Origin of the sequence: Nostoc sp. UIC 10607 (assembly GCF_047228265.1) — a bacterium.
GTDB lineage: Bacteria > Cyanobacteriota > Cyanobacteriia > Cyanobacteriales > Nostocaceae > Nostoc > Nostoc foliaceum_A.
In genome coordinates, this window is sequence record NZ_JBIQNW010000005.1 from 243,785 (window position 1) to 268,602 (window position 24,818).

Below are 24,818 nucleotides of genomic sequence, written 5' to 3' on the forward strand. Positions count from 1 at the left end.
GAGAAGACGGGGAAAAATCCATGCGTACAAACACTGCTATAATTGACGACCAAGGCAAACTGAACAACTTTGCGATCGAGCCAAAGGTTTATATAGATGAGCAAGGCGATCGCACTGGTTTCAGTCCCTATGCAGAAATGCTCAACGGTCGTTTAGCAATGATTGGTTTTGTCTCTCTGATAGCATTAGAAGTATTCACAGGACACGGTATCGTTGGTGTTTTGGCAAGTCTGTAAAAACTAATTTCTATAATTTAATTCTCAAAAAATATAAGAGACGGTAAATTTACCGTCTCTTAATTTATGGAAAACTTAGTGCTAGAGTAAAAATATACTGATAGCAAAAGCCTTTATCAGCGTAAAAATATTGGGTGAACTATGGCTTTAACTGCTTCAACTATGTTGCCACTTGGCACAAAAGCACCAGATTTTAATCTACCGGAAGTAGTATCTGGAAAGGCAACTTCACTTTCCACCTTTGCAGATAAAAAAGCTTTGTTGGTAATGTTTATTTGTCGGCATTGCCCATTTGTAAAGCACATTCAACAAGAATTAGTGCAGTTAGGAAAAGATTATTTTACAAGTGATTTAGCGATCGTTGCCATCAGTGCTAACGATGCAAAAAATTACCCAGATGATGCGCCAGAGTCGTTACAAGCATTTGCAACAGAACAAGGGTTTAATTTTACCTTATGCTACGACGAGAGCCAAGAAACGGCGAAGGCTTACACAGCAGCTTGCACACCAGACTTTTTTGTATTTGATGACCAACGGCAACTTGTTTATCGAGGACAATTAGATGATAGCCGCCCCAGTAATGGTAAACCTGTGACTGGCGCAGATTTACGCGCAGCCATTGAAGCAGTACTGGCGAGTAAACCTGTTACGAGTGAGCAAAAGCCGAGTGTTGGTTGCAATATTAAATGGAAACCTGGAAACCAACCTAGTTATTTTGGTTAAAAGGGATTGAGCATTGGGGATTAGGCATTAGTTATTGATATTGGAAAAACTTTTCCCCACTCCCCGTGCCTATCAATGTTTAATTTCCAAATTCAGTATGTAACATCCTAATTGCACTTTTTCTGCCCACAATTCATATTCCAGACGCAAATGTTCTGGCAAGGGATGTCCGTTGAGAGTTAGGCTAGTAGTAAAATTTCGTAAACGAATAGGATCGTTAGGTTGCAACGACTCAGTTGGCAACCAATAGCGACTAATGCCATAAACGCCCTGTTCCCAAAAGTGACGGTAACTCACTTGAGCGTTACCTTGCATAGTCATGATGACCCGGTAAGGGGAAATCTCCAGCCACAAAATTCTGGGACTGTTGGGGGCATAAGCTTTGCTCTTACTTTGAGGAAGTGTTTCCTCTGGACTTACCACACTCTCTACTTCGCAACTAATTAGGGGCGGTGCGGTCAATAGTAAATGAAACCTATTAGTATCTTTTTGATACAATGTCGCGGCAGTTTCGACAACAGACCAGATTGGTAGGTCAGTGGAAATAAGTGATAAGCACACGGGCTTGCGGTGATGGGTCAGCATGGGAGCGATAAGGGCTAAAAGCTATTGAACAAAGTGAAATGAACACTCTAGCTGTCTAATAGGTCAGAGTAAGAAACTAAATAGTAAAACAGGCTTAATATTAATGAATCCGCTGATTTGTTAAGCTACACAGATACCAACCAATAGAAACAGGTAGAATATCAGCTTAGACAGCAAAAACGGTACTTTCTCTAGAGAGAGCTAATTCGTAAGTAAAGCTTGTAAATATTCTAAGGCTATAGCCTCAAAACAGTGGGAGTCTTTTTAGATGTTAAGAAACCTTCTTGAGGGAGACTTGCCGTAGATTTGAGTAAGTTTCATACAGCAAAAAGCGATAGGATACTAGGCCAGAAGTCATTAGCAGCGACTTTGTTTGTTGCTGCCGAACTTCAGGTGTATTCAAAAGCCAGTGTATCCTAATGTCACCTTCTGTTATAACCGTAAAAACTCACGAAGACCTTTCTGACAAGTTAATTATTTAACGATCCCCTTTTAGCTGTCTTTATGGGGTCATATCTAGGTGGTTGGGGATCTTCGCCATCGTCTAATGTTCAGCGCTCTAGCCGAAGGTGAAACCGAAATTTCGTAACTTCTCTTAAAAGAAGAACTCCACAGCATTGGTAGTTGTTTTCAAGCTATGGATGCCCAAATTTCGGAACTTTGGGACTGAATCGAGCATCGACCCAAAAACCAATAGTATTAGGGTTACTGAACTGGCTCAACTGTATGGGCAAATAAACTAATTAAATTCTACTGGTATATAGTGGCTTTGAATATTTATACTTTATTAAGGTTGTTTTAGCAAAATCAACGTTTTTAAATTTTTGCCGACAGCCAAAAAAGAATTAACTTATACTCATTTTCCCATTCATGTTTCTGTATGTGTAACTTATGTTTGTAATCAAATTTATCTGGATTTTTATCAAAACAAAATTTAGTTGGGTATTTTGAATGAAAAAAAGGATAGCGCAACGCCTTGTAAAGAGTATCTGAATAAAGGGCGTTTTTGCACTCCCATCAAATCATAGGATTTGATGGTCAAATTTCGTAGTGGCGGGTCTGAATCCCCTACCGATAGCCTAGAGCCAAGGAGTCTATGAACATCAAAATTGCTGATTTCTGGATTCTGAATTATTCTTCAACACCACCAAATAGAGGCATGATGAATTCAGGCAATGGAGAATTATTGAGAATCTGCCGCATAGAAAGGAGAACTCATGCCTATACTGGCTTCTTTAGTTGCATGACCATCGAAAAGCTTAACAGTAAGATTTCCATTTACCTGTTTTGTAAATGGAATCAATAAGCCATCAATATAATTTTGTGCATTCTCTACAGAATCAAATTCATAAAAACCACCAATAGTATTAGTGTTTACACCATTTAACCAAGTTTTAGACCTCAATCCTGGAAATTTTTTCATTTCTACATTGATTGGAACCCAGTCAATCTGACTGAAAGGAATAGATACTTGATACTCGGCATATACGAATACTTTACTCATGGGGATTTTCGACCTAATCTTGAATTTTGTTGCAATGATTTTCTCGGCTCTTCAGTCTTGTTATTTATTCATTGCTGTTGAGGATTTTTGGAACTTTGAAAAATTCGCCTTCCTGTTCAGGTGCACTGTTGAGGATGCTTTCCCGGTCAGGATAAGGTTGCAATTCATCCTCTCGTGTGATGTTGCTGACATCAATCGCTCGTGTTGTTGGAGGCACATTACTAACATCAAGCTCATCCAACTGTTGAATATAATCCAGAATACTTCCTAACTGGGTAGTGAATTGTTCCTCTTCTTCTGGAGTCAACTCTAAACGAGCAAGATTAGCTACTTTATGAACTTGTTCTTGGTCAATCATATTTTTTAGTTAGGATTTAGGAGAGACGCGATTAATCGCGTCTGTACAGCAGTGAGGAGTTAGGAGTGAATGATTCATAGTTCCTAACTCATCATTTTTAGAAGAATACGTCAATTTGCGATCGCCCGGTGGTTTTCAACCAGTTTTGGGCTTCGATGTAATTATTGGGAGCCATGCGAATAGCTCGAATCCAATAGTCTGCTGCTTGGTCAAAGAGTGCTTCGCCAGCCTCGTTATCTCCAGCTTCTTTCTCCTTTTCGCCTTGGTAGTGATAAATCACAGCGATGTTGTTCAAGGCTTGGGGCATACGTGGGTTTAACTCAACTGCCTGGTGATACAGTTCTAAAGCTTTGTTGTGGTCGCCATTGCTGGCATAGATTAGCCCCATATTGTAGAGAATATAGCCGCGATCGTTGGTATCTTCTTCTAGTGTTAGAGCTTCTTCATAATATTCCAATGCTTCAGCATATTCCCCTTCTGCTTGGGCTGACATGCCATCTCGATAATAAACAAACGCTTCTTTAGCTTTTTTGTTGGTTGGCAGGATCTTCAGGATAATATCCGCCATCACTGTAAAGGATTTGTCAACAAAATTATCGTTCTTTTGTGTTCTTGGCATAGTTGTGTCTGGGGATTGGGGAACTTGAGGCCCCTCTGGGAATAAGGGGCAATGAGGACTGGGTACTAGGTATTGGAAAAACTCTTCCCTCATCATCTAATCCCCAGTCCACTCAATAGCTAATTTAACTGATTTGTGGGGGCATTCTTCTCACTGAGTGGGATGATGCACTCTGGACTATTATGCCGAGAGTTGTTTACCAAGGTGCTAACTGGATACGCAGTCATTGCTGGCGCTGGATAGGGACGCAATAGCTGCTGTAGGGTTTGGGGCGTTTGCACTTGGGAATCTAGCCATAAATCGTAATCTTGTGGCTCTAGAATCACTGGCATCCGTTCGTGGATAGGTTGGAGTAATTCGTTAGCTGCCGTTGTCAAAATTGTACAAGAGATTATTTCTTCGTTAGCAGGCGTTCCCGCTTCGGGTTGCCGTGGGCATCGCCATTTCTCCCACAAACCTGCAAAGCCGAAGGGTTGCCCATCTTGAAGGCGAAAATAAAATGGCTGCTTTTTGCCTTGTTGCCGTTGCCACTCATAAAAGCCATCAGCTATCACTAAACAGCGTCGATGCTTAAAAGCCGAACGAAAAGCGGGTTTTTCGGCAACAGTTTCTGCCCTAGCGTTAATCAGCTTTGCCCCCATTCCTGCATCTTTCGCCCATGACGGAATTAATCCCCAATGCAACTGCTTAAATTCACGCTTTTCGCTTTCAGGATTTTGCAATACTGTTGCCACCATTTGCGTAGGTGCGATGTTATATCCGGCTGCTAAATCCACAACTGGCTCGACATGGAAAACTTGAGCTAAAGCTTCTGCTGACTGGTTTAGAGTAAATCTTCCACACATACTTTTAGTCTCAACCACTGACAAAACTAAACATCTCAATCTAGAAAGCAATAATATTTTTTATTTTTTCAGATAATTTTCTATAGTACTCAGAAGCTCAATATTCAAAAAAATTATCCGGTTTTAGGAAAATCTTTTGGTAAGATATTGTATTTTGAACCTCTACTGTTCAACATATTCATAACTGCATTTTAGCATGGAACTACTGCGTTTGTACGATTTTTTACCTTCTGGTAATGGTTATAAGATACGTCTTTTATTGACACAACTAGGTATGCCTTTTGAGAGGGTAGAGCTTAACATTTTGAAAGGCGAGACTCGCACACCAGAATTTTTAAGTAAGAATCCCAACGGAAAGATACCTACTCTGGAAATCGAGCCAGGGAAATACTTGGCAGAATCAAATGCCATATTGGTATATCTGAGTGAAGGTACAGAATTTTTACCCTATGACCGCTTTTTACGAGCGCAAGTACTGCAATGGTTATGTTTTGAACAGTATAGCCACGAACCTTTTATTGCTAAATCCAGATTTTGGATTTCTATTTTAGGTAAAACTGAAGAATATAGTGAAGCTATAAAGCAAAAACGTGAGCCAGCTTATGCAGCACTTAACCTGATGGAAAAACACTTAACTTCTCACACTTTTTTTGTAGGAGAGCGTTACACAATTGCTGATATCGCCTTGTTCGCTTACACTCATGTAGCGCACGAAGGTGGGTTCGATTTAACACAATTTCCTGCTATCCAAGCTTGGATAGAAAGAGTCAAAGCTCAACCAAGCTATATCAGTATTACACAAGCGTAAAAAGTCGATTTTGCGAGTTTGTGTCTCTCATTTCTTGGCTCTGGTAGAGGATGTATTGGGTGGGACATCCCCTCACACTCAGGAGGAGGCAGAGTCTTCCCAGAAGATATTATTAAGCAGCAACTAGATATCTGTATCAATTTCTATTAGCTTTTGCCGAGAGGACAAACCTGACTTAATTCTGATATCAGATTTAGCTACATCAAATTTCTTTGCTAGAAGTTTAATTAATTCTTCATTAGCCTTACCATCTACTGGGGGCGATTTTAAATATACAGTCAAAGTGCCATCAGGTTGTTCTTCAATTTTTTGCTGTTTTGAATTAGGTTTAACCTTGACTTTTTTTTGCATAACCTATTTTATGTAATTGTCGCAGCCACAACCAACCTAAAACACAACCCAATGCATAATGAGGAAAATCCCACCAAACAAAGGTAGTACCAAGTAACAATTTACCTATCAAGGTGGTGCGAATCTCCTCTAATAGTGGCGAATGCCAAAGTTGCAAGAATTCTAGTATACAAGTGATAATAAAAACCAATATAGGAATTTGGATGATCGCCGCCCGACTTCTGAAAAACCAAAATCCAAACAAACACCAAAATATTTCGTAAAGTATATCTCCTCCGTAGTCATTAAACCACTGATGGGCAGGCCCAGTGTAATACTTAAAGAAAAGGCCCATCGGTACAACGATGAGCACAGAAAGAATAATAAATATTGTTTGATTACGGTTTCGGCGCATTTTATCAGGCTTAAAGACTAAGCAAAATTTTAGCCTCTGCATAGTCGTTTCTAAATAATTCGTAATATTGAATGTTAATTACGAATTACGAATTACGAATTACGAATTATTTAGTTATGGATATCTTCTGCTACCTGCGCCCACTACACCGATTTTGTGGCGATAGGAGAGTTCGGCACCGAACCAGCCGGAAATGCTGGTTAGTGTACCAACAACCAGCGAGATTAACAGTCCCCAAGGTACTATTCGGGATTCAGCGTCGCCCCAACGCAGGAGAAAGTTGACGAGTGATAAAACCAGGATAGAAACGTTAAGTATCAAATGCGCCCAACCGGCAGTGCGCTTGCGAACTCGTTCAATTTTCAAAAAGTCGCTCAGACCGATCGCAGCAGCGAGTAAGCCTCCAGCTAATCCGAGTCCGATTAACCATAGCGAAGCCCTAGCCCAAAAGAAATCACGAGTTAACCAGTAGCCGATATCACTTCCCAAGGCTGCGGCTAAGAAGGCGATGGGAAAGATTACGCTCAAGGGGTGTAGGGGATGTCCTGCGATCGCAACTGTACTAGGTACGCCCGTATCCCGATACTCACTGTCGTTACTTTCAATAACTGGTGGAATATTTGGGAAAGGTGTTGAACTTGTTTGCGTTGTGTCTGTAGTTTCCATTATTAGTATCCTGAATTTATTAGTGTCCTATATTCTTAAGCTGAAGGAATTTTTTCAACATAAGCTTCAGCTTGTAGGGTTAGTTTGCCTACTTCTACTTTTAGTTGGTTAACTTGCAGACTCATTCCTTCTAAATCAAAGTTACTCAAATTCAAAATTTCGCTAGTTTGATCTATCAAAGCTTTTGTCAACTCTGGCGACATTTCCTCACTTTCGCCATACTCGACATTTTCCAGAGTAACAGTTTTCCCATTGCCGCTGATCCTGGGTACTGCGGCAAAAGCAACTTGCTGATTTTCACCTGTTTCTAATAATTTTATGCTGGCATTTAATGCCACTTTCCCATCACCAGGTAGTCGAAAATCTACATGTTGAGGTTCAATAGTCCTCAGTTCACCGTTAACGTGGATTTTTTGACTTTGCAGTTGCGATCGCACATATTCAGAGTTGAAGGCGCGATTGATATCACCTTCAGTTAATACAACCCGCGCATTAGCTTCAGTAGGTTTAGTGAGTTCAATTTTGCCAAAAGCCACATTCAAAGGATTAATGGCAACACTAGTCATTTGCATTTCCAGCTCCTCCATGCGGAGGTCTTTCTGCATCACCAAACCTTCGCCTTCAATTGTGACTGCATCTACCTGCCCTTGAACAAGTTTAAGCGGGTCTGTTTTGATGTCTACATCTAAATTTTCTACTTCATCTAATTGGCTAGATAATCCTATTTCTGCCGCTTTATTCAGGGCTTGCTCTCCTAAACCAGGATTGTCTGGCATTATTATATTAACTCCTACTTTTAATAGAATATCCTTGAGCTAATTTAATAAATTAGCGTCAGCTTTTTATCTATCTAGCGATGGAATATGGGCTTAAATATTGTCTATCCAAAAGTATAATTATATTATTGATAATGAATAGAAAGTTTTGCTTTTCTATCCAGAGTTTTTAAGCCGTAGATGCACAGAAGTTTTTAGTCAGATTTCACTCAAAAGAAGAGTTAAATATAAAAAAATTACCAGTTATATTATTTTTTATAGATTTCCGCTTAAATCTATTTAATAAAAAATTTCGCAACCTACTTTAGAATCGAATTTTGGATAAAGTGCTTAGGTGTAGCCAGCCGGAGGTAGCGCTTTTACAATAATTTTTTCAAAGGCAATATAAACCCAGGCACAACATCTTGACCGCTTAATATTGCCGTAGCTAGATATTGAGTAATTGAACCATCTCGTCGATAAACTAGAGCTTGCTGATTTTTACTATCAATTAACCATCCTAACTGAACACCATTGCTAATATATTCTTCCATTTTGGCTTTGAGTTTTGTCAAGCTGTCATTTTTAGAACGAATTTCAATTATAAAATCTGGTGCTAAGTTAATAAATTTGTCCTCTTGTTGATCCCAACCTTCTGGTAAGCGTCCTTTAGCCACAAAAGCAGCATCAGGTGATCGCACTGCCGTATTTGCTAATTTAAAACCAGTACTCGGCCCAAAAACTTCACCAAGCTCCTGACTTTCTACCCAATTGAACAGATAGGCTCCTGCTTTTATTTCTCGATTACCAGAAATTCCACCAGTTGGAGGCATAGTTTCTAAAGTTCCATTAGCATTACGTTCAAACCGCAGTTCTGGATTTTGCGAACTCATCAGCATTAATTCTTCATCAGTGACAGTATACAAAGACTGCACCGTTATTTTTTCGCTGGTCATGATAATGCCATAGCAAGCTTGATAGATATTTCAATTTTAGCTCTGTACTCCTTTGATCCTTGGCGACCTCTGCGTCTGGAGTAGTTTTTTATAAAATTGGCACAAACGCTTTATTTGGTGGAGTTCTCCTAACCGGAAACGGAGCGTCTCTGGCTTTGCTCCTGAATTTTCAGGGGGAAAAGGAGTAACTCTTTGGTATTATCGGACGCTTGTAGATGCCGTCCCGCAGACTAGAAGCACTGTAATCATTGAGGAATTGAACGGATCGTTGCACAAATTGAGGTATTAGTATCTCAATAAAAAATTTTATTTACCCATAAGTAGATAAAAGTTTCATAAGAACTAGACAAATAGCTTTTTTACAGACACGATATAATCATGTGTCTCACGAACAAATTTTGGCTTTTAGATTATTTCTCTAGATAAAAAATCTTTCTCTCGGTAGATAGGTGTACTTATATTATTATGGCTGCTATGTTACCAATATGACGATAGTAAGACAAAACGCCTTAAATACAACCGTAAGTCCTTCAGTAAATTCTCCAGAAACCTTGGCAGAAAAGGTTATTGAAGCAGAGCGTATGCACGATGTTCTGCTTTTACTGCAAAACTTGATTAACAGTGAAGAAGCCACTGTGAAGCTAATTCTGGATTGTCTCTATGATGTTGGCTCAGTCAATCTGATCAACCAAAAGCTTCGCCTGAAACCCGTCAACAGGGGGATGAAATTAATTGCCCGAATGTCCAAACCAGTTTTTAGAACTTTGGCTTTAAATTGGTTTAAAAAAAACTGTCCTCAACTCATTACTAATTGGCTACATTTGCAGGTAACTTTTGGAAGTATCCAAAATATACCCCAAGAAGTACCTATTGAAGTTGCAGAACTTCAACCATACTCCATACCACAGAGAGAAAATCTGAGCCAAGAGGTTAAAAATCTGCGCTATCAGGTAAGATTGCTAGCTGGGATTTCAATCATAGCGATCGCTGTTTTAGGAGTAACAGCCGCTAGGTTAAACTGAAACCCATAAGTAGCACCATTATTCAATCTAATAGATCCAGTAGGCTCATTTCGGCGTAAGATGCATTTGGGTTCTAAAAACCCTGACAGCCTAAAGTGGGAATAATTTTTTCCATCAGGTATTTTGGGAAATATTTGTTTGGCTAACTCCAAGCAGTTTAACTCGTTGTATTGCCAGCATATTTAAATAACTGGCTCAACATATATGCTAATTCGTACTATGACTTTGCCCAAGCCTACCTTGGAGGATATAGAAATACATCTGCTGTTAGAAGGTGTATATCAATACTATGGTTATGACTTTCGCAATTATGCTCTTTCCTCACTCAAGCGCCGCATTCAGAGCTTCATGCAATTAGAAGGGTTCGCAAATGTTTCTGCATTACAAGAACAGTTACTCCACAACCGTGCTTATTTGGAAAGATTTTTACTTGCTCTGACGGTAAACGTAACATCAATGTTTCGTGATCCCAGCTTTTATAACACCTTCAGAAATCAAGTTATCCCCTTCTTGCAAACTTATCCATTTATTCGCATCTGGCACGCTGGATGCTCTACCGGTGAAGAAGTTTACTCAATGGCGATTATTCTGCAAGAAGAAGGACTTTACCACCGTTGCCGCATATATGCCACTGATACTAATGAGAAAGTATTACAAAGTGCCAAAAGTGGTATTTTTTCCCTGAAAATGATGCAAGAATATACTCATCTTTACCTGAAAGCAGGCGGTAAGAAGTCATTTTCAGAATATTATACAGCAGCTTATGACAATGCAATTTTTCGAGCATCTCTAAGAGAAAATGTTGTTTTCGCCCAGCATAATTTAGCAACTGATAGCTCTTTTAATGAGTTTAATGTCATCCTTTGTCGTAATGTCCTGATATATTTCAATCAGGTACTTCAAAAGCGGGTACACGAACTGTTTTATAATAGTCTGTGCACCTTTGGCATCTTGGGATTAGGAAAACAAGAATCCAGCCGGTTTACCCCTTATGAACAGCACTATGAAGAGATAGTCAAAGGTGAAAAACTATATAAGAAAATAGCTGGTGCTTAAAATCCGGGTCTTTTGAACCACTAGATGAATCTGATTTAGGTGGATTTAACCGGAAATATAGAGAGAATCTAACTAAAAGTATATTCAAATTAGCACTAAGTATTTTTCAGCAAAAATATTATGAATAAAGTTGCGTAGGCGCAGCCCGTCCGTCGTAGACATTGCTGTCAAAAGACAGTCTGTCAAACATTTTTAATTGTGTTCAGAAGATAGATACAGCGTAGACGCATTAGCGAAGCGGTAGCGACGTTCGCGTAGCGTCTCGCAGAGAAGGAGCGTCAGCGGCTTGTCGCTAGACATCACTTAAGGTAAATTATACATTAAAGCCTTAAAGGAGATTGTCGATGCAGCTTCTCGAATGTCCTCCTGTTGCAGTCATTGCTGGAGAAAATGCGATTCACGTTTCTCAACTACCTTCTACATGGCAAGAGATTGCTAGAGGAACCACGAGTGTCGGACTTTCTCATCCCCAAAGCTATGTTGAGATGGCACAGTTGTTCTTGTATAAATTAGAGCATGGTGATGTTGACTTGTTTAGCGATCGCCCCCAACTAGCTCACTTGATACCCTCATTTTCTCAGCTATTTGGGCAACTAGCATGGGAAACCCTAGAGTTTTTTGGGCAAGACTTTCTCAAACACAGCTATCCAAACTTTGCAGAAATTCTCCGTGATGTGGAGTCAAAGGGGACAGAGTATGCTGATGAAGTAAAAGTCGCTCGCATTGGCATAGATTTATTCAACGAGTTTGGTTATGAACTACCTGCCAGCTTCTATCATGTGCATCTAGCACCAATTTACCGCGATCATGTTTTTGAAGAACGCGCCTTAAGATTTGATCAGCGCGATATCGAACACAAACGGGCTTGGGATGCCATACTCCATGCAGGTAAAGTGTTTGCGATTCAGATGAAGGTGCAAAGTATTGCCTCTAAATACGGTTTTACTTATCAACACGGCTGCGGTTGTAACTCTCACCTATCTTCTATTGATGTATCTAGTGGCGCGTTTGAATATGAATTGAGTCCCGAAAAGCGCCAGCGATGGATTCGCAGTTTTATTTGGACTGCTTGGTATGAGTATGCTTTCTTTGCGATCGTGCCAAATACGAGTTATTTAGTATAATACCAATTTGAAAAAAGAATGCGACAAGACCATTTGTAGAGACGCGATTCATCGCGTCTTTACTTTACCCAAGGATGTGTTGCAATCATTAATTGAATTAGTCTAAAGAGAAATAAGTAGAGGGAGTAATTACTCCCTCTACTTATTTACTGCCAAACGTAGATGAGGATAAACAAAATAATCCAGATAACATCGACGAAGTGCCAGAACAACGAAGTCGCGTTCACGCCGAAGTGACCTGTGTCGTAGTTGCCAGGGATGAAAGAACGTACCAAAATTATTGACTGCAACAGAATACCGGTGAAAACGTGCAAACCGTGGAAACCTGTTAGCAGGTAAAATGTCCCGCCAAATACTCCTGTCGTGAAGCCAAAATCGAGGCCGTTCCATTCAATCGCTTGCCCAACCAAAAAGTAAGTACCCATCGCCATTGTTGTCAAGAGAAACAGGCGAAATTTTACTAAGTCATGGCGTTGCAGGGCACGTTCTGCTAAGTAAATTACAAAGCTACTAGCGACAAGAATTATCGTGTTGATTGTCGGTTCTTTTACTTCTAGTCCAGAAACACCAGCTGGTAGCCAGTTAGGAGTTGTTGTTTTGTAGATGGCATATCCGGCGAAAAAACTTAAGAAAATGACGCTTTCAGATAGGAGGAAGACAATGAAGCCAAACATCTTGTTGCCTTCTTCGTCGTGGGTATGTTCTGCGGCTGTGTGGTGCAATTCGTGGGAATCGATATAACTGTCCATTTTGCTTTTAGTTTGAGGGGAAATTTGAAACGCAGAGGAACGCGGAGGGAAGCGCAGAGGGGCGCGGAGGGTTTTTGCGTCTTCCCGATGATTGGCGTTATTCTGGGAGGTTGGATGTTAAGGGTTCTGATTTGCCGTAGCCGTAGGGTTCGGAGATGATGATGGGAGTTTCTTCAAAGTTTTCTACTGGAGGGGGTGAAGAAACTAACCACTCTAGTCCAATTGCCCGCCAAGGGTTAGCAGGTGCTTTCTCGCCTTGCATCCAAGAAATTACCATGTTGAATATAAAGGGCAAGGTGGACATTCCTAAGAGAAATCCGCCCAGGCTAGCGATGATATTCCAGAATTGATACTCTGGGGCGTAGGAAGCAACTCGGCGTAACATTCCTTGCAATCCTAATGGGTGCATGGGCAAAAAGTTGAGGTTGGTGCCAATGAAGGCTAACCAGAAGTGAATTTTACCCCAGCTTTCGGAGTACATCCGCCCGGTCATTTTGGGGAACCAGTGATAGATGGCAGCATATAAGCCCATCGTCACGGTGCCGTAGAGGACGTAGTGGAAGTGTCCCACTACAAAGTAGGTATTGTTAACGTGGACATCAACGGGCACGGAAGAAAGCATGATGCCTGTGATTCCTGCGAAGACAAACATGACTAATCCGCCCAAGGCAAACAGCATGGGGGTATTTAGTCGCAGTTTACCGCCCCAAATAGTTGCTACCCAAGCAAATACTTTAATTCCTGTGGGGACAGATACAAACATCGTCGTCAACATGAAAATCAACCGCATCCAGCCTGGTGTACCACTGACGTACATGTGGTGTACCCAAACGATACCGCTGACTACGGCAATCAACATTGATGAAACGGCAACTACTTTGTAACCAAATAGAGGTTTACGTGAATAAACTGGGAAGATTTCCGAGAAGATGCCGAAGATGGGCAAAATAATCACGTAAACAGCGGGGTGGGAGTAGAACCAGAAGTAATGCTGGAACATAACTGGATTTCCACCCCTAGCAGGGTCGAAAAAGGCGGTGCCAGCAGTGAGGTCAAGTAGCAGCATCACTGCACCAGCTGTTAATGCAGGTAGTCCAAATAGTTGGATGATTTGGGCACTAAATACTGCCCAGACAAACAAGGGCATTTTGAAGAAGCCCATTCCTGGGGCCCGCATTTTCACGATTGTGGTGACAAAGTTCACTGCGCCCATAATTGAGGATACGCCGGATATTGCCACCGCTAAGAGCCAGAGAACTTGACCATTAATCAAGTTACCTGTGGGATTCTGGAGACTGACTGGCGGGTAAGACCACCAACCGGCTTGGGCTGGGCCACCAGGGACAAAGAAGCTACCCATCATGATAATTCCGACTACTGGCACCATCCAAAAGGCGACGGCGTTGAGGCGGGGAAATGCCATATCTCGCGCCCCAATCATCAGTGGCACTAGATAGTTAGCAAAACCAACCAGTGAGGGAAATGTCCACAAAAACAGCATCACAGTGCCGTGCATGGTGAACATACCGTTGTAGATGGTGCGATCTACTAAATCTGATTCGGGTGTCATCAGTTCTCCCCGCATCACCATTGCAAAGATACCGCCGACGAGAAAGAAGAAGAAGGAGGTAACGAGATACTGGATACCAATTACCTTGTGGTCGGTACTAAAGCTGAAGTATTCTTTCCAATTACTAGGAGATTCGTGGTTATGCTTCTCATCAGGGAGAAGGATACCTTCAATAGGAACATTAGTCATGGTTACTTTCCTTTCAACCAGGTGAATTGACTAGAGGAGGTGCAGCAGGTGGAACTGTAACCCAACCAGTTTGGACTGATTGATTGGATGTTTGGGCATACTCAGAAGCTGCCTGATTATTTGCTAGGGATGGCTTTTGGGTTGCAGCTTGTGCCAGCCATTGCTGATAATCTTCAGGAGATTCGACAACCACATTCGCCTGCATCGTCGCAAAGTATGTACCGCTATATTGGGAATCGGTCAATCGGTACTTACCGGTGCGGATGGGAGTAAATTCAAAGTCGATCGCATGGTTGGGAATAATATCCTGCTTGAGGCGAAATGCAGGTATATAGAAGCCGTGGAGAACGTCTTGTGATTTCAGCGCTAAACGTATCCGGCGATCGCTAGGTAAATGCAATTCGGTACTGGTAATATCTCTTTCGGGATAGTGAAAAACCCACGCCCACTGTTTAGCTAGTACGTCGATTTTTTCTACAGGTTCCGCTAAAGCGTTAGTTGGTGCATCTTTTGTTTCTGCATAAGCCGATTCCATTCCCAACGGATTATGCAGGTGAACTATTTCCGATGGGCCTTGAATCCCCATTTGTTCGTAAACTTGGTAGCTGTAGCCCGCAATCCACAAGACTAACAGAATTGGGATTGCTGTCCAGACAACTTCTAGGGTGATATTACCTTCAATTGGGGGGCCGTCAGTGAAGTCATCTTTGACTGCCCGATGGAAGATCACAGAATACATCAGAGTACTTGTTACTCCCAAGAAGATGAAGGCACCAAGGGTTACTAAGAAGCTAATCAAATCATCAATTAGTAGGGATTCGGCTGCTGCTTGGGGAGGAAGCCAGGAGTAAGCCTGCTTCCCGATCCAGAGACTGGTAATAGTCACTGCGATCGCGCCTGTAAGCAGCGTCAAAATATTTAAAATCTTCTGGATTTTCATGGTCATTAGTCATTAGTCATTAGTCATTGGTCATTGGTCATTAGTCAAATGACTAATACTTACTTGAGTGTTGTATTGAGGTCTTGGTGCGATCGCAGCAAATTATCTGCTGTATTGTGTACGCCAAACTCGGCAGCCATTTGCGCCCCTAGTGTCCCGTGGACGTACAGAATGAACATGATTGCTATGCCTGCCAACAGATAGATCCATTGCACTTCTCTATCTGTCTGTTTATATTCTTGTTTGGCCCAAATGAAGCGCTGCCATCCTCTCCAGATGGTCAAGACAACAATCAGCGCTAATAAGAACACACCACCCACACCATGCCAAAGCATAGTTTCCATTGCCTGCAATCCCCAGGCACTTTTCATATCAGCTGGTGGTGTTGCCAACAGCATTTCGTAAAAGCCTGCTGCCACTGTGAAAAATGTGATGATGCTGGCAGCTAGCATGTTGTACCAGCCAACATCAAATAAGTTCTGACGTTCCACAGTAATTGCTAAAAATTTGAAGACCCATTTTTCAAAGGGGAACAGAACACCGACAATATCAAAGGTCATTCCAATGATGAACAAACCTATTGTCAGATGGACTAAGTTGGGATGAATGGGAATTGTGTAAGGTAATCCGTTTGCGCCTAAAGAGCCGCTTAATTGATCAATTAATTCTGAGTTCATCGCAACAGACCATCCTTTACTGCTTCCACAACTGGCACTGTATGCAATCCATACACCCAAACAAGTTCATCTCCGAGATATACCTGCAAGCCAACTATCAGGGTCAAAATTAACCCGGCTCCCAAATAATAAATTGATATTTTTTGCGGGTTGCGGGCACGAATTACATAGCGCCAAGCTGTAATTGCCGTGATGATTCCCGAAAGCGACCAGCCAATCAGCGTATGTAAATTCAGCACTGATTTAGCGAGGCTGTAAGGCTGTGCTAAACCTGCTTCAAACTGACCAAAAATGATCGCGACGAAGATGGCGATCGTCGCAACTAACATATTCCACCAACTCACTTCAAAAAGACTGGTTTTACCAGTAAAATAGCCAACGACATCGCAGAAAAAGGAAAACAATACCATCGCAATTACGAAGTGGACAACGATGGGATGAATCGTATCTGGATAGGGTAAATTGTGGTCGTTCAAAGATGTCAAATACTCAAGCATTGTTTCTCCTGGACATATCTACCGCACTTTGGTCAAACTTCAATAATCGATGGATACTCGCTAACATCACCACAAGTATCTATCCATAATTGACTAGAATCTGTTCAATATCTGCGCGGTGTAATACGCTTAATCATGTCTTAGCTTTTGGTAGACAAATCTAGTCAACTTGCCTACAGGAAATAATTTTGGTTGCGATTAATTTCCTCATGCCAATAGTCTGCAACAGCAATTTTTGATGTAGCTAAACCAAATCGCTGTCGTTTGTTGATTTGCTTAACCTATCTTTTAGCTTAAGTAAATTTTTATGAATTGTCAAAACAATAATAATTAAAATTTTAAAAGTTACTTATTTAGCAGTAAATTATTCTCGTAATGTAGCAATTCTGGCATTAATTAAAATATTAAAAAGCCTAAATTAAATATTTTTTTGTAACCTATTTCACAATCCTAAAATATTTATTTGTAATACAAGTGACATTGCAGGTGTTTTTCACCATTAAGTTAACGTCGGCGTGAATGCTGTCTTTTGCTGAGTCGTTTTTGGCATCGCCCCAAATACCAGTTTTGATATCGAGTTTAAATCCTCGTTCCTCACTTTTTTTCTTGTTTAGTCCGCGATTAATATGCCAGATGTCTGCCGTAGCGCCATAGGTTAAACGTAATAATTCTGTGCCATCGGCAGTCTGTACCGTTGCTGATTGGCGTTTTTGCTGGTCGTAACGGAAATAGGTGGTGATGTTGTAACCGTATTTAAAGCGTTCTTCTTCGTCGCAGGTAATGCGTTTTCGTCTCCAGGCGATCGCAGTTTCCATTGATAATAAGCGTGTAAGTAAAGCCTTATTATTGTTACTATCGGCAAGTTTTGCCCCGCAGTTCTCACAGGTATCGCGGTGACTGGTTGCCCCTTCATGAAAATCTGCCCGACTCGCGGATAAACTTACTCTGCGCCTCAGCATTATGTTTCGCTTCTTCAAACGCTTGTGCTAACTCAGGATTTTTCTTAGGTAATTCCTTAATCAACTTCTCCCTTGCTGTATTATTTATAGCGTTAGCAATTTCCGCATTTTGAGAAGCAAAAAATTCTTTCTCTTGTAGCTTAATTCGTTCCCAAGGTGGATTTCCTAATACACAATCAAACCCATCTTTTTTCAATACTTCAGGAAACATGTTTTGGCAAAATAGCAGTAGAGTATCAAAAACAATTAGAAGTTAACAGTCTCATAGTTGCAGACTGCGCTTTATATACAGAATCAAATCTGAAATTGATGTCAGATTTACGCTGGTTAAGTCGAGTGCCATTAAGTATTAAATCATGGGTTGAAAAAATTGGATTACATTTTCTCAGTTGCTCACCATCGCAGTTTCCACAGTCCTGCCGTTAGGTGGTGGGTTGAAAATTCTTATGATTGAAGACACCATTTTAGCGATATAATTTTATACTAGGGTAGTTTGAAAATAGCGCTGCGATCGCACGTAAAACGCAGCTATATAGTAGTGGAGCCTCTGCTTGGGTGAAAACAGCAAAACAAGAGGTAGTATATTTTTGTAATTTGACTGCAAATAAAGGGCTTTTAAGCTACTCTTGTAATTCAATAGCCTTGAGCCGGCTGTCATAAATTAAATTAGAAAACATAATATTAGCCGAGTTTTACAGGCTGATTTTGGACAATAATTCTTTAAAACTGGTTTCAACTCTAGACAATAATTCTTTAAAATTGATTTAATTGCTGAAAGTCCCGAAAATACGTAATTTATGCCCCTGAACTTGGAAAAACTGGACATTAATTCTTTAAAACTGACAATAATTATTTAATGTACAAATGGAGAATAACGGATTCGAACCGATGACCTCTGCGGTGCGATCGCAGCACTCTACCAACTGAGCTAATTCCCCTTAATCGGTGTTAAGTCAAGAGTACTATTACTCATTAACTCAAAACATTATCACCATAGATTATTCTAACATTCTGTTACCGATGGTTGAGGCTGTTTTTGGGAATAAACTTTTTGCACCCGTTCGAGTTCCAAATCACTGAGATAATCAACAGTCCAGTTACAGCAGCGCTGGAGCATATGGAATGGGTAAGTATTGGCTACACCAACAACTTGCATTTGCGATCGCTTCGCTGCTTCGATACCTGCTGGAGTATCTTCAATTGCCAGACACTCGTGTGATTGAAGATTCAATTCTGGATATTCTTTATTTAGGCGTTTCACTGCCAGTAGATAACCATCGGGTTCTGGTTTACTGGTGGTAATGTCATCACCCGCGACGATAATTTTAAAATGTTCAGCCAGTTTAGATCGATGGAGTACCAATTCTATTTCTTGGCGAATAGCGCCACTGACTAAACCTAGTTTCAGATTACGCGATCGCACCTGATATATTAAGTCTTCTACACCTGGATATAAAGGCAGTTTCTCGATTTTCTCTAGTTCCACCACATAGGCTTGGGCTTTGCGGTATAGCAACTGAGTTAAATAGCTTTCGTTAGCGACTCTACCACGATTAGCGAGTAGTTGCTGAAAACAAGCGCGATCGCTGCGTCCTAGAGAAGCTTGACGCTCATTTACGCGTTGGGGTTGGAGATTTTCTTGAATGAGAATCTCATCTATCAGTTGCAGGTGGATTGGCTCATCGTTAATGATGACACCATTAAAATCAAAGAGAACTGCCTTTAAACTCATGCCATTATGCCAAATGCTGGAGATCCAAGTCCCTCCAAATCATTATTATCTATTGATGTGGCAGTATATTGACGGATATTTTCAGTTGCGCTCGGTTTAACGCCGCTAGTTAACTGATGTATCCACCATACATCCTGCGTAGGCGTAGCCCGTCGTAGACATCGCACAGCTTCAAATCCGGCTGCACCCATATTCGCGTCCACGCTACCAGCAGCATACTCACGAATATATGGCTCCTCAAAAACATCATTAAGCCATTCTAACTGACGCAGAGTCTTCTGATTCCCATCTAGAATTAATACTTGCCCTCCAGTTACCAGTAACCGGAAGCTTTCCCGCAAAATTGCTAAGGACACCGCATCTGGTGTTTCGTGGAATAACAAAGAAGCTGTTACTAGGTCAAATGTTGCCTCACTCAAACCAGTTTTTTCAGCATTTCCATGTCGCCAGACTATATCGAAACCAGCATTTCTAGCTTTATCTTCTGCCCTTACAAGCATATAGGGTGATAAATCCAAACCAATAACTTCCGCTTGGGGGAAAGCTTGCTTTAACATTAAGGTAGTGGAACCTGTACCACAGCCTAAGTCAAGTATGCGTCGTGGTTTTACCTTAACGGCATCAATTAAAGTCTGACGGATAATAGTTTCATTCGGCGGCAGAACATATTGGGTAATCGGATCGTAACTAACTGCTGCACCGTAATTGAGATATCCGCCTGTAATACCGTGAAAGTTTTGACTGCTGTAGTACGGGGGAATTATCACATCATCTCGTCGATAGCGATGTCTACGACGGGCTACGCCTACGCACTCTTTCTCCCAGTCAATACTATCAGCGTAACGCTGTAATCCATCTTCATCAATCAAAAGACGCACTACAGGGGATAAAAAACGTTCCCAGATTGTATCTTGACGCACTGCCATATTGTGTCAGAACTCTAAGGGGCTATTTAAGCAGGGTAATTTTCTTTACAAATTTTAATACATTTGGAAAATATCTGCTTTCCCTCTGGAGTGAGAGGTTGACGTTTGTAGTTTATTTAGTTACATTTGTAGTATAAAGACATTACTCCTAAAAGTAGTTCTTCAGCTTCACGAAAATTGAGGGAGCCAAATGAAAGACAATACAACATTTAAATTGCTACAACTAACTAGGTAATGGGTTATAAAGCAGAGCGATAATTATCAGTGCCCTATGCTCAATCCAAAAACTAAAATTTAAAATCTAAAATAGAAGAGATTATGCCCTACGAAAAATTAGAAATTACCACACAAGCACCCGTCTTATCTTGGGCAAATCACTCTTTAGGTCCAGAAGAAACTAAGATGGCAAAGAATGTGGCATCATTACCATTTGTGTTTAAACACGTGGCATTAATGCCAGATGTTCACTTAGGAAAAGGTGCCTTAGTGGGTTCTGTAATTGCAACCAAAGAGGCAATTATACCATCTGCTGTCGGTGTGGATATTGGTTGTGGTATGAGCGCTATCAAAACAGCATTTACCGCCGAACAACTGGAAGGTAAACTGAAGAAAATCCGCCTGGATATTGAAGCTGCAATTCCTACTGGATTCAACGAGAACAAAGACGTTGAAAAATCTGTTATCAACTGGCAACACTGGGATGATTTTAAAGACTTGCATCGCGGCGTGCAAGACCTACAAAGTAAAGCAATGAAACAGATGGGTTCTCTCGGTGGAGGAAATCACTTTATTGAAGTGTGTCTTGATACAGAGAATCAAGTTTGGCTGATGCTGCATTCTGGTTCACGTAACATCGGCAATAAACTGGCCCAGTGTCATATTCACACGGCCAGGGAATTAGCAAAAATGGCAGGTAATAAATTGCCTGACCCTGATTTAGCTCACTTTGTCGCTGGTACACCAGAATTCCAAGCATACTGGCACGATTTGCAATGGTCACAAGACTATGCGCGTGTCAACCGCGATGTGATGATGGCGCGTTTTAAGCACATAGTTGAGAAGCATTTAGCAGGTGGGAAGGCAACTAAACCTTTATTGCAGGTTAATTGTCATCACAACTATGCCGAAAAAGAAGTGCATTTTGATGAGGATGTATACGTTACTCGTAAAGGTGCAGTCCGCGCCCAAACTGAAGATTATGGGATTATTCCTGGTTCGATGGGGGCAAAATCTTTCATCGTTAAGGGTAAAGGTAATGCCCATAGTTTCTGTTCTTGTTCTCACGGTGCAGGGCGTTTGATGTCTAGAAATAAGGCAAAAAATGTCTATACACTTGATGATTTAATTGAGCAAACAAATGGCGTAGAATGCCGCAAAGATGAGGGTGTATTAGATGAAATTCCTGGTGCTTATAAGCCAATAGAACAAGTGATGCAAAATCAAGCAGATTTGGTTGAAGTTGTGGCAACACTCAAGCAAGTTCTTTGTGTGAAAGGATAAATTAGGTAGGGTGGGCAATGCTCACCTTTTTTATTTTTTTAAACGCAGAGGGACGCTGAGGTAAGCGCAGAGGTATGCTGAGGAAGAAATGATTGTTTTAAGTAAATTGACTGAACTAATAGAGCCATCAGACAACGCTAGCGAAAATAAATTAATGATCTAATTTTGTCACGCATTAGCTTACGATCTTTTTTGTAGTAGCTCATAAGTTAGTAGGCAACATGAAATCTGAACAAATCTCAGCCATTGAGGTGGCAAGCGGAAATCTTGTACCGATGAGCTGCAAACCTCCTATTTTATCCAGCACTAATCACTGGAACGGGATTGTGCTTGAACAGCATCATTTACCCGCATTTGAATGTCCAGAGCTTTGCTTACAGCAGCACAGCATTAATATTTGGCTTGCTAATTCATGCCAAGTAGACTGGCGACTAGCAGGTGGAAGGTTACACAGTACGCAGATTAGGAGAGGTTTGGTTAACGTCACTCCAAAGGGGATTCCGACTCAAGCGCGTTGGAATCAGGAAATCAAATTTCTCCTAGTCTCTTTTGATTCCAGTTTATTTAAGAAAGTAGCAGATGATGTGATCATTGGGAGCGATCGCAATATTGAAATTATCCCACAGCGCGGAGTCTGCGATCGCCAAATTCTTCATCTGGGAATGGCACTCAAAACAGAGCTTCAAGCCGGATGTCCATCTGGTAAATTATATGGTGAATCAGTTGCTATTGCTCTAGCAGCCCATCTCCTCAAAACTTATTCTGGAAAACGGCAACTAAATTCAGAGTTTGAGGTTAATCTTTCTGAGTATCAATTACGGCAGATAATTGATTATATTTATGACAACTTAGCACTAGAATTAACACTGACAGAACTGGCTAGCCTAGTGAATATGAGTTCCTATTCATTCTGCCATTGGTTTAAACGTTTAATGGGTATTTCTCCACATCAATACGTGATTAAATGCCGGATTGAACGAGCTAAATTTTTACTTAGTTATAGTCAGTTCCCTATTATTGAAATTGCACTTCAAGTTGGCTGTTCTAGCCAAAGCAACTTTACTACTATTTTTCGCAATTATGTAGGAATTACACCCAAAGCATATAGAGAAATGATATAAATTTTGTGAGTTTGCAAGATTTTAACATTTTTAAAGCAAGTTTTCAGAAGACAGAAGTTCCACTCACAATTTATTCTTATAATTGACCAGTCAAACAAAAATATTATGGGAAATAGCCAATACGAACAAGAGTATAAGAAAAAAGTAATTGATTTCTTCGATAGCAGAACTAGCTACGATAACAATTATACAATTGAGCGCGCTCTCCCTCTCCTAGATTTGGTTCAGCTTCAAAAGGGGCAAAAAGTATTGGATATGGCAACAGGCACAGGTATCATTGCCATTGCTGTTGCACAAATTGTCGGCTCTGAGGGAAAAGTCACTGGAGTAGATTTTTCTTCAGGGATGCTAACTCAAGCACAACAGAAAATTGAAGAATTAGGCTTGCAAAATATCGAACTTATTGAAGCCGATGCTGAGTATATTGATTTCAATGATGAGAGTTTCGATGTAATTCTTTGCTCTACAGCAATAGTGTATTTTAAAGATATTCCTGCTGCTCTACGTAAATGGTATCGTTTTCTCAAACCAGGGGGTATTCTCGGTTTTTCTTGTTGCTCAGAGAAATCTTGTGGAGCGCCACTTATAATCGAAATCTGTGAGAAACATGGCATTTCGCTGACAAGTATAAATGAGCCAACAGGCTCTCCCGAAAAATGCCATCATCTGCTCACAGAAGCTGGTTTTAAAAATATTGAAGTGAAGACTCAACAACTAGGTTTCTATCGCAATCTAGAGCAAGCTAAAGAATGGAATGGAGAGTGGTTTCATCCTAGAGAAAACCCCTTGTTACAGGTTTCATCAGAGCAAATGGCACAATTAAAAGCAGAATATAGTCAAAAAACTGAAGCAGAAGCAACTGAACAAGGAGCTTGGTACGAAAATTTGACTTTTTTTGTAACTGGTAGAAAGGTTTAAAGCAAACTTTAACTTTCTATTATATTAAGCCAATTCATCAAATCAGCCTCACTGGCAAAATCTAGTAATACTTCACCCAAGTTTTCTAACTGAGCCAAGGACAACTCTTGCAACCGAGATTGTAACTGAGAATTAATTGAACCAAGCCGACGAGTTAATAGACGCATCACTAGCCTCAGTTCTGATTGCCTTCCTTGTTCAATACCTTGTTCAATACCTTGTTCAATGCCTTGTTCAATGCCTTGTTCAATGCCTTGTTCAATGCCTCGTTGTCTCCCTTCTTGCAGTCCTTCTTCAAGAATTTCTTGATAAATGGCAGATTCTCTCATATCTTCTTTCCTCAAAAACTGACGAATTAGTTCTGGCTCGAATACCAACCCTGCTAGAAGTTGGGTACATACCGAGATACTCTGCTTGGTGGCTTCTTCTTCAATCATACTCACCTGAACTGCTACCTGTTGAAGCAGATTTTCAGGAGAATCTGTTCGTGCCAAAGTTGCCAGAGGTAATAAACCAGGAGATAACAGTAATGGTTCTGGATCTTGTTCCCAAATTCGGATGATGCGGTAACGGTGGGTAGTATTGCGGGCAGTAAATTGATCTACAAAGACAGATTCTGAAGTTGTCGGTTTAAGAAAAATCACTATCTGCTCGATATCGCAATTGTATTGTCGATATAGTCGCACCCAGTAGTCCAACATCCTCAGTGGCAAAGGTGGAGTCGATGCTGGTAAGGTTTGAAACTCTAAATGCAGTATTTGATTGGCAGTTTGCAAAAAGGTTACTGAGTCGGCACGGATTGGTTCTTGATTTAATTCTGTTTTGAGAATTTGAATATCCGTTGCCTCAGATGCAAGTAAGTAACGGATAAAATCTTCTGGATACTGCTCAACCAGATATTTTAAGGTGTTGTCGTATGTCACTTTGATATCAGTTTGGACAAAAACTCATGTAGATATCTGATATCGCTACATAGTTTGTCCATCAAAAATTTAAGTTTAAGTATTATTTATTGTTAGCGCTACTTTACGACAAACT

29 protein-coding genes and 1 tRNA gene are annotated in these 24,818 nt (G+C 40.8%); 9 read left to right on the plus strand and 21 right to left on the minus strand.

The features are described 5' to 3' along the window. Positions 1-20: 20 nt before the first annotated feature. Together ACEYW6_RS07265 and ACEYW6_RS07270 are read left to right on the plus strand one after the other, a co-directional pair. On the plus strand, positions 21-236 hold the full coding sequence (locus tag ACEYW6_RS07265; RefSeq protein WP_412979181.1) for a high light inducible protein: 216 nt from the start codon (positions 21-23) through the stop codon (positions 234-236). Positions 237-377: 141 nt separating this feature from the next. Further along, the gene (locus ACEYW6_RS07270) at positions 378-959 is read left to right on the plus strand and encodes a thioredoxin family protein (RefSeq protein WP_412979182.1); all 582 of its coding nucleotides are present in this window, start codon (positions 378-380) and stop codon (positions 957-959) included. Between the two features lie 72 nt (positions 960-1,031). Here the strand turns inward: ACEYW6_RS07270 and ACEYW6_RS07275 are convergent, their stop codons facing one another. The 5 genes from ACEYW6_RS07275 to ACEYW6_RS07295 form a co-directional block, all read right to left on the minus strand. Continuing rightward, the gene (locus ACEYW6_RS07275; RefSeq protein ID WP_412979183.1) at positions 1,032-1,544 is read right to left on the minus strand and encodes a hypothetical protein; all 513 of its coding nucleotides are present in this window, start codon (positions 1,542-1,544) and stop codon (positions 1,032-1,034) included. 1,183 nt (positions 1,545-2,727) lie between these two features. Beyond that, the gene (locus tag ACEYW6_RS07280; protein WP_412979184.1) at positions 2,728-3,048 is read right to left on the minus strand and encodes a YdhR family protein; all 321 of its coding nucleotides are present in this window, start codon (positions 3,046-3,048) and stop codon (positions 2,728-2,730) included. Positions 3,049-3,112: 64 nt separating this feature from the next. Further along, positions 3,113-3,406, minus strand: coding sequence for an Asp-tRNA(Asn)/Glu-tRNA(Gln) amidotransferase subunit GatC (gene gatC / locus ACEYW6_RS07285; protein WP_190895651.1), 294 nt, complete (start codon positions 3,404-3,406; stop codon positions 3,113-3,115). A 97-nt stretch (positions 3,407-3,503) separates the two neighbouring features. Then, positions 3,504-4,025 (minus strand): photosystem I assembly protein Ycf3, encoded by a 522-nt coding sequence (locus tag ACEYW6_RS07290; RefSeq protein ID WP_100902961.1) that lies wholly within the window; start codon positions 4,023-4,025, stop codon positions 3,504-3,506. 119 nt (positions 4,026-4,144) lie between these two features. Then, on the minus strand, positions 4,145-4,870 hold the full coding sequence (locus ACEYW6_RS07295) for an SOS response-associated peptidase (protein WP_412979185.1): 726 nt from the start codon (positions 4,868-4,870) through the stop codon (positions 4,145-4,147). A 196-nt stretch (positions 4,871-5,066) separates the two neighbouring features. Here ACEYW6_RS07295 and ACEYW6_RS07300 point away from each other — a divergent pair, with 196 nt between their 5' ends. Next, positions 5,067-5,678, plus strand: a complete 612-nt coding sequence (locus ACEYW6_RS07300; protein WP_412979186.1) for a glutathione S-transferase family protein — start codon at positions 5,067-5,069, stop codon at positions 5,676-5,678. Between the two features lie 123 nt (positions 5,679-5,801). On the opposite strand, the gene ACEYW6_RS07305 is transcribed toward ACEYW6_RS07300, so the two are convergent. The 5 genes from ACEYW6_RS07305 to ACEYW6_RS07325 form a co-directional block, all read right to left on the minus strand. Beyond that, positions 5,802-6,029 (minus strand): DUF167 domain-containing protein, encoded by a 228-nt coding sequence (locus ACEYW6_RS07305; protein ID WP_412979187.1) that lies wholly within the window; start codon positions 6,027-6,029, stop codon positions 5,802-5,804. Next, on the minus strand, positions 6,007-6,423 hold the full coding sequence (locus ACEYW6_RS07310; RefSeq protein ID WP_412979188.1) for a DUF2809 domain-containing protein: 417 nt from the start codon (positions 6,421-6,423) through the stop codon (positions 6,007-6,009). The genes ACEYW6_RS07305 and ACEYW6_RS07310 overlap by 23 nt, the downstream gene beginning before the upstream one ends. Before the next feature lie 114 nt (positions 6,424-6,537). Then, on the minus strand, positions 6,538-7,089 hold the full coding sequence (locus ACEYW6_RS07315; protein ID WP_190895655.1) for a DUF2231 domain-containing protein: 552 nt from the start codon (positions 7,087-7,089) through the stop codon (positions 6,538-6,540). A gap of 35 nt (positions 7,090-7,124) precedes the next feature. Then, a complete protein-coding gene (locus tag ACEYW6_RS07320) occupies positions 7,125-7,865 on the minus strand; it encodes a DUF2993 domain-containing protein (protein ID WP_412979189.1) in 741 nt (246 codons plus the stop codon). Positions 7,866-8,224: 359 nt separating this feature from the next. After that, positions 8,225-8,800: a Uma2 family endonuclease gene (locus tag ACEYW6_RS07325; protein WP_412979190.1), complete on the minus strand. Its 576-nt coding sequence runs from the start codon at positions 8,798-8,800 to the stop codon at positions 8,225-8,227. Positions 8,801-9,285: 485 nt separating this feature from the next. On the opposite strand from ACEYW6_RS07325, the gene ACEYW6_RS07330 reads away from it, so the two are divergent. From ACEYW6_RS07330 to ACEYW6_RS07340, 3 genes are all read left to right on the plus strand, one after another. Then, positions 9,286-9,822, plus strand: coding sequence for a hypothetical protein (locus ACEYW6_RS07330; RefSeq protein WP_412979191.1), 537 nt, complete (start codon positions 9,286-9,288; stop codon positions 9,820-9,822). Positions 9,823-10,041: 219 nt separating this feature from the next. Next, complete coding sequence (locus ACEYW6_RS07335) at positions 10,042-10,878, plus strand: CheR family methyltransferase (RefSeq protein ID WP_412979216.1); 837 nt, start codon at positions 10,042-10,044, stop codon at positions 10,876-10,878. 344 nt (positions 10,879-11,222) lie between these two features. Then, positions 11,223-12,002, plus strand: coding sequence for a hypothetical protein (locus ACEYW6_RS07340; RefSeq protein WP_412979192.1), 780 nt, complete (start codon positions 11,223-11,225; stop codon positions 12,000-12,002). 146 nt (positions 12,003-12,148) lie between these two features. Here ACEYW6_RS07340 and ACEYW6_RS07345 read toward each other — a convergent pair whose 3' ends face one another. The 10 genes from ACEYW6_RS07345 to ACEYW6_RS07390 form a co-directional block, all read right to left on the minus strand. Beyond that, positions 12,149-12,751, minus strand: coding sequence for a heme-copper oxidase subunit III (locus ACEYW6_RS07345; RefSeq protein WP_118168107.1), 603 nt, complete (start codon positions 12,749-12,751; stop codon positions 12,149-12,151). Between the two features lie 97 nt (positions 12,752-12,848). Beyond that, positions 12,849-14,510, minus strand: a complete 1,662-nt coding sequence (gene ctaD / locus ACEYW6_RS07350) for a cytochrome c oxidase subunit I (protein ID WP_412979193.1) — start codon at positions 14,508-14,510, stop codon at positions 12,849-12,851. Between the two features lie 13 nt (positions 14,511-14,523). Next, positions 14,524-15,450 carry a cytochrome c oxidase subunit II gene (locus tag ACEYW6_RS07355; RefSeq protein WP_412979217.1) on the minus strand — a complete coding sequence of 309 codons (927 nt, stop codon included), beginning with the start codon at positions 15,448-15,450 and terminating at the stop codon, positions 14,524-14,526. A 59-nt stretch (positions 15,451-15,509) separates the two neighbouring features. Then, entirely contained in the window at positions 15,510-16,127 is a 618-nt protein-coding gene (locus ACEYW6_RS07360; protein ID WP_163931738.1) for a DUF2231 domain-containing protein, read from the minus strand. After that, on the minus strand, positions 16,124-16,624 hold the full coding sequence (locus ACEYW6_RS07365; RefSeq protein ID WP_190895663.1) for a DUF2231 domain-containing protein: 501 nt from the start codon (positions 16,622-16,624) through the stop codon (positions 16,124-16,126). Before ACEYW6_RS07365 ends, ACEYW6_RS07360 begins: the two co-directional genes overlap by 4 nt. A gap of 437 nt (positions 16,625-17,061) precedes the next feature. Then, positions 17,062-17,583, minus strand: a complete 522-nt coding sequence (locus ACEYW6_RS07370) for a hypothetical protein (RefSeq protein WP_412979194.1) — start codon at positions 17,581-17,583, stop codon at positions 17,062-17,064. Beyond that, complete coding sequence (locus ACEYW6_RS07375; RefSeq protein ID WP_412979195.1) at positions 17,534-17,794, minus strand: Eco57I restriction-modification methylase domain-containing protein; 261 nt, start codon at positions 17,792-17,794, stop codon at positions 17,534-17,536. Before ACEYW6_RS07375 ends, ACEYW6_RS07370 begins: the two co-directional genes overlap by 50 nt. A 654-nt stretch (positions 17,795-18,448) precedes the next feature. Next, positions 18,449-18,521 (minus strand) — tRNA-Ala (locus ACEYW6_RS07380). Between the two features lie 65 nt (positions 18,522-18,586). Next, a complete protein-coding gene (locus ACEYW6_RS07385; protein ID WP_412979196.1) occupies positions 18,587-19,315 on the minus strand; it encodes an HAD family hydrolase in 729 nt (242 codons plus the stop codon). Beyond that, positions 19,312-20,241 (minus strand): class I SAM-dependent methyltransferase, encoded by a 930-nt coding sequence (locus ACEYW6_RS07390; RefSeq protein ID WP_412979197.1) that lies wholly within the window; start codon positions 20,239-20,241, stop codon positions 19,312-19,314. Before ACEYW6_RS07390 ends, ACEYW6_RS07385 begins: the two co-directional genes overlap by 4 nt. Before the next feature lie 318 nt (positions 20,242-20,559). On the opposite strand from ACEYW6_RS07390, the gene ACEYW6_RS07395 reads away from it, so the two are divergent. The 3 genes from ACEYW6_RS07395 (at position 20,560) to ACEYW6_RS07405 (ending at position 23,780) form a co-directional block, all read left to right on the plus strand. Then, positions 20,560-21,741, plus strand: a complete 1,182-nt coding sequence (locus ACEYW6_RS07395) for an RtcB family protein (protein WP_412979198.1) — start codon at positions 20,560-20,562, stop codon at positions 21,739-21,741. 221 nt (positions 21,742-21,962) lie between these two features. Beyond that, positions 21,963-22,862 (plus strand): helix-turn-helix transcriptional regulator, encoded by a 900-nt coding sequence (locus tag ACEYW6_RS07400; RefSeq protein ID WP_412979199.1) that lies wholly within the window; start codon positions 21,963-21,965, stop codon positions 22,860-22,862. A gap of 105 nt (positions 22,863-22,967) precedes the next feature. Continuing rightward, positions 22,968-23,780, plus strand: a complete 813-nt coding sequence (locus tag ACEYW6_RS07405; protein WP_412979200.1) for a class I SAM-dependent methyltransferase — start codon at positions 22,968-22,970, stop codon at positions 23,778-23,780. Positions 23,781-23,788: 8 nt separating this feature from the next. Here ACEYW6_RS07405 and ACEYW6_RS07410 read toward each other — a convergent pair whose 3' ends face one another. Beyond that, positions 23,789-24,703, minus strand: a complete 915-nt coding sequence (locus ACEYW6_RS07410; RefSeq protein ID WP_412979201.1) for an Rpn family recombination-promoting nuclease/putative transposase — start codon at positions 24,701-24,703, stop codon at positions 23,789-23,791. Positions 24,704-24,818 lie beyond the last annotated feature (115 nt).

What these genes read in the sequence shown, in the direction of transcription:
- ACEYW6_RS07265 (WP_412979181.1), top strand. Translation starts at nt 21, where the DNA reads ATGCGTACAAACACTGCTATAATTGACGACCAAGGCAAACTGAACAAC.
- ACEYW6_RS07270 (WP_412979182.1), top strand. Translation starts at nt 378, where the DNA reads ATGGCTTTAACTGCTTCAACTATGTTGCCACTTGGCACAAAAGCACCA.
- ACEYW6_RS07275 (WP_412979183.1), bottom strand. Translation starts at nt 1,544, where the DNA reads ATGCTGACCCATCACCGCAAGCCCGTGTGCTTATCACTTATTTCCACT.
- ACEYW6_RS07280 (WP_412979184.1), bottom strand. Translation starts at nt 3,048, where the DNA reads ATGAGTAAAGTATTCGTATATGCCGAGTATCAAGTATCTATTCCTTTC.
- gatC (WP_190895651.1), bottom strand. Translation starts at nt 3,406, where the DNA reads ATGATTGACCAAGAACAAGTTCATAAAGTAGCTAATCTTGCTCGTTTA.
- ACEYW6_RS07290 (WP_100902961.1), bottom strand. Translation starts at nt 4,025, where the DNA reads ATGCCAAGAACACAAAAGAACGATAATTTTGTTGACAAATCCTTTACA.
- ACEYW6_RS07295 (WP_412979185.1), bottom strand. Translation starts at nt 4,870, where the DNA reads ATGTGTGGAAGATTTACTCTAAACCAGTCAGCAGAAGCTTTAGCTCAA.
- ACEYW6_RS07300 (WP_412979186.1), top strand. Translation starts at nt 5,067, where the DNA reads ATGGAACTACTGCGTTTGTACGATTTTTTACCTTCTGGTAATGGTTAT.
- ACEYW6_RS07305 (WP_412979187.1), bottom strand. Translation starts at nt 6,029, where the DNA reads ATGCAAAAAAAAGTCAAGGTTAAACCTAATTCAAAACAGCAAAAAATT.
- ACEYW6_RS07310 (WP_412979188.1), bottom strand. Translation starts at nt 6,423, where the DNA reads ATGCGCCGAAACCGTAATCAAACAATATTTATTATTCTTTCTGTGCTC.
- ACEYW6_RS07315 (WP_190895655.1), bottom strand. Translation starts at nt 7,089, where the DNA reads ATGGAAACTACAGACACAACGCAAACAAGTTCAACACCTTTCCCAAAT.
- ACEYW6_RS07320 (WP_412979189.1), bottom strand. Translation starts at nt 7,865, where the DNA reads ATGCCAGACAATCCTGGTTTAGGAGAGCAAGCCCTGAATAAAGCGGCA.
- ACEYW6_RS07325 (WP_412979190.1), bottom strand. Translation starts at nt 8,800, where the DNA reads ATGACCAGCGAAAAAATAACGGTGCAGTCTTTGTATACTGTCACTGAT.
- ACEYW6_RS07330 (WP_412979191.1), top strand. Translation starts at nt 9,286, where the DNA reads ATGACGATAGTAAGACAAAACGCCTTAAATACAACCGTAAGTCCTTCA.
- ACEYW6_RS07335 (WP_412979216.1), top strand. Translation starts at nt 10,042, where the DNA reads ATGACTTTGCCCAAGCCTACCTTGGAGGATATAGAAATACATCTGCTG.
- ACEYW6_RS07340 (WP_412979192.1), top strand. Translation starts at nt 11,223, where the DNA reads ATGCAGCTTCTCGAATGTCCTCCTGTTGCAGTCATTGCTGGAGAAAAT.
- ACEYW6_RS07345 (WP_118168107.1), bottom strand. Translation starts at nt 12,751, where the DNA reads ATGGACAGTTATATCGATTCCCACGAATTGCACCACACAGCCGCAGAA.
- ctaD (WP_412979193.1), bottom strand. Translation starts at nt 14,510, where the DNA reads ATGACTAATGTTCCTATTGAAGGTATCCTTCTCCCTGATGAGAAGCAT.
- ACEYW6_RS07355 (WP_412979217.1), bottom strand. Translation starts at nt 15,450, where the DNA reads ATGAAAATCCAGAAGATTTTAAATATTTTGACGCTGCTTACAGGCGCG.
- ACEYW6_RS07360 (WP_163931738.1), bottom strand. Translation starts at nt 16,127, where the DNA reads ATGAACTCAGAATTAATTGATCAATTAAGCGGCTCTTTAGGCGCAAAC.
- ACEYW6_RS07365 (WP_190895663.1), bottom strand. Translation starts at nt 16,624, where the DNA reads ATGCTTGAGTATTTGACATCTTTGAACGACCACAATTTACCCTATCCA.
- ACEYW6_RS07370 (WP_412979194.1), bottom strand. Translation starts at nt 17,583, where the DNA reads ATGCTGAGGCGCAGAGTAAGTTTATCCGCGAGTCGGGCAGATTTTCAT.
- ACEYW6_RS07375 (WP_412979195.1), bottom strand. Translation starts at nt 17,794, where the DNA reads ATGTTTCCTGAAGTATTGAAAAAAGATGGGTTTGATTGTGTATTAGGA.
- ACEYW6_RS07385 (WP_412979196.1), bottom strand. Translation starts at nt 19,315, where the DNA reads ATGAGTTTAAAGGCAGTTCTCTTTGATTTTAATGGTGTCATCATTAAC.
- ACEYW6_RS07390 (WP_412979197.1), bottom strand. Translation starts at nt 20,241, where the DNA reads ATGGCAGTGCGTCAAGATACAATCTGGGAACGTTTTTTATCCCCTGTA.
- ACEYW6_RS07395 (WP_412979198.1), top strand. Translation starts at nt 20,560, where the DNA reads ATGCCCTACGAAAAATTAGAAATTACCACACAAGCACCCGTCTTATCT.
- ACEYW6_RS07400 (WP_412979199.1), top strand. Translation starts at nt 21,963, where the DNA reads ATGAAATCTGAACAAATCTCAGCCATTGAGGTGGCAAGCGGAAATCTT.
- ACEYW6_RS07405 (WP_412979200.1), top strand. Translation starts at nt 22,968, where the DNA reads ATGGGAAATAGCCAATACGAACAAGAGTATAAGAAAAAAGTAATTGAT.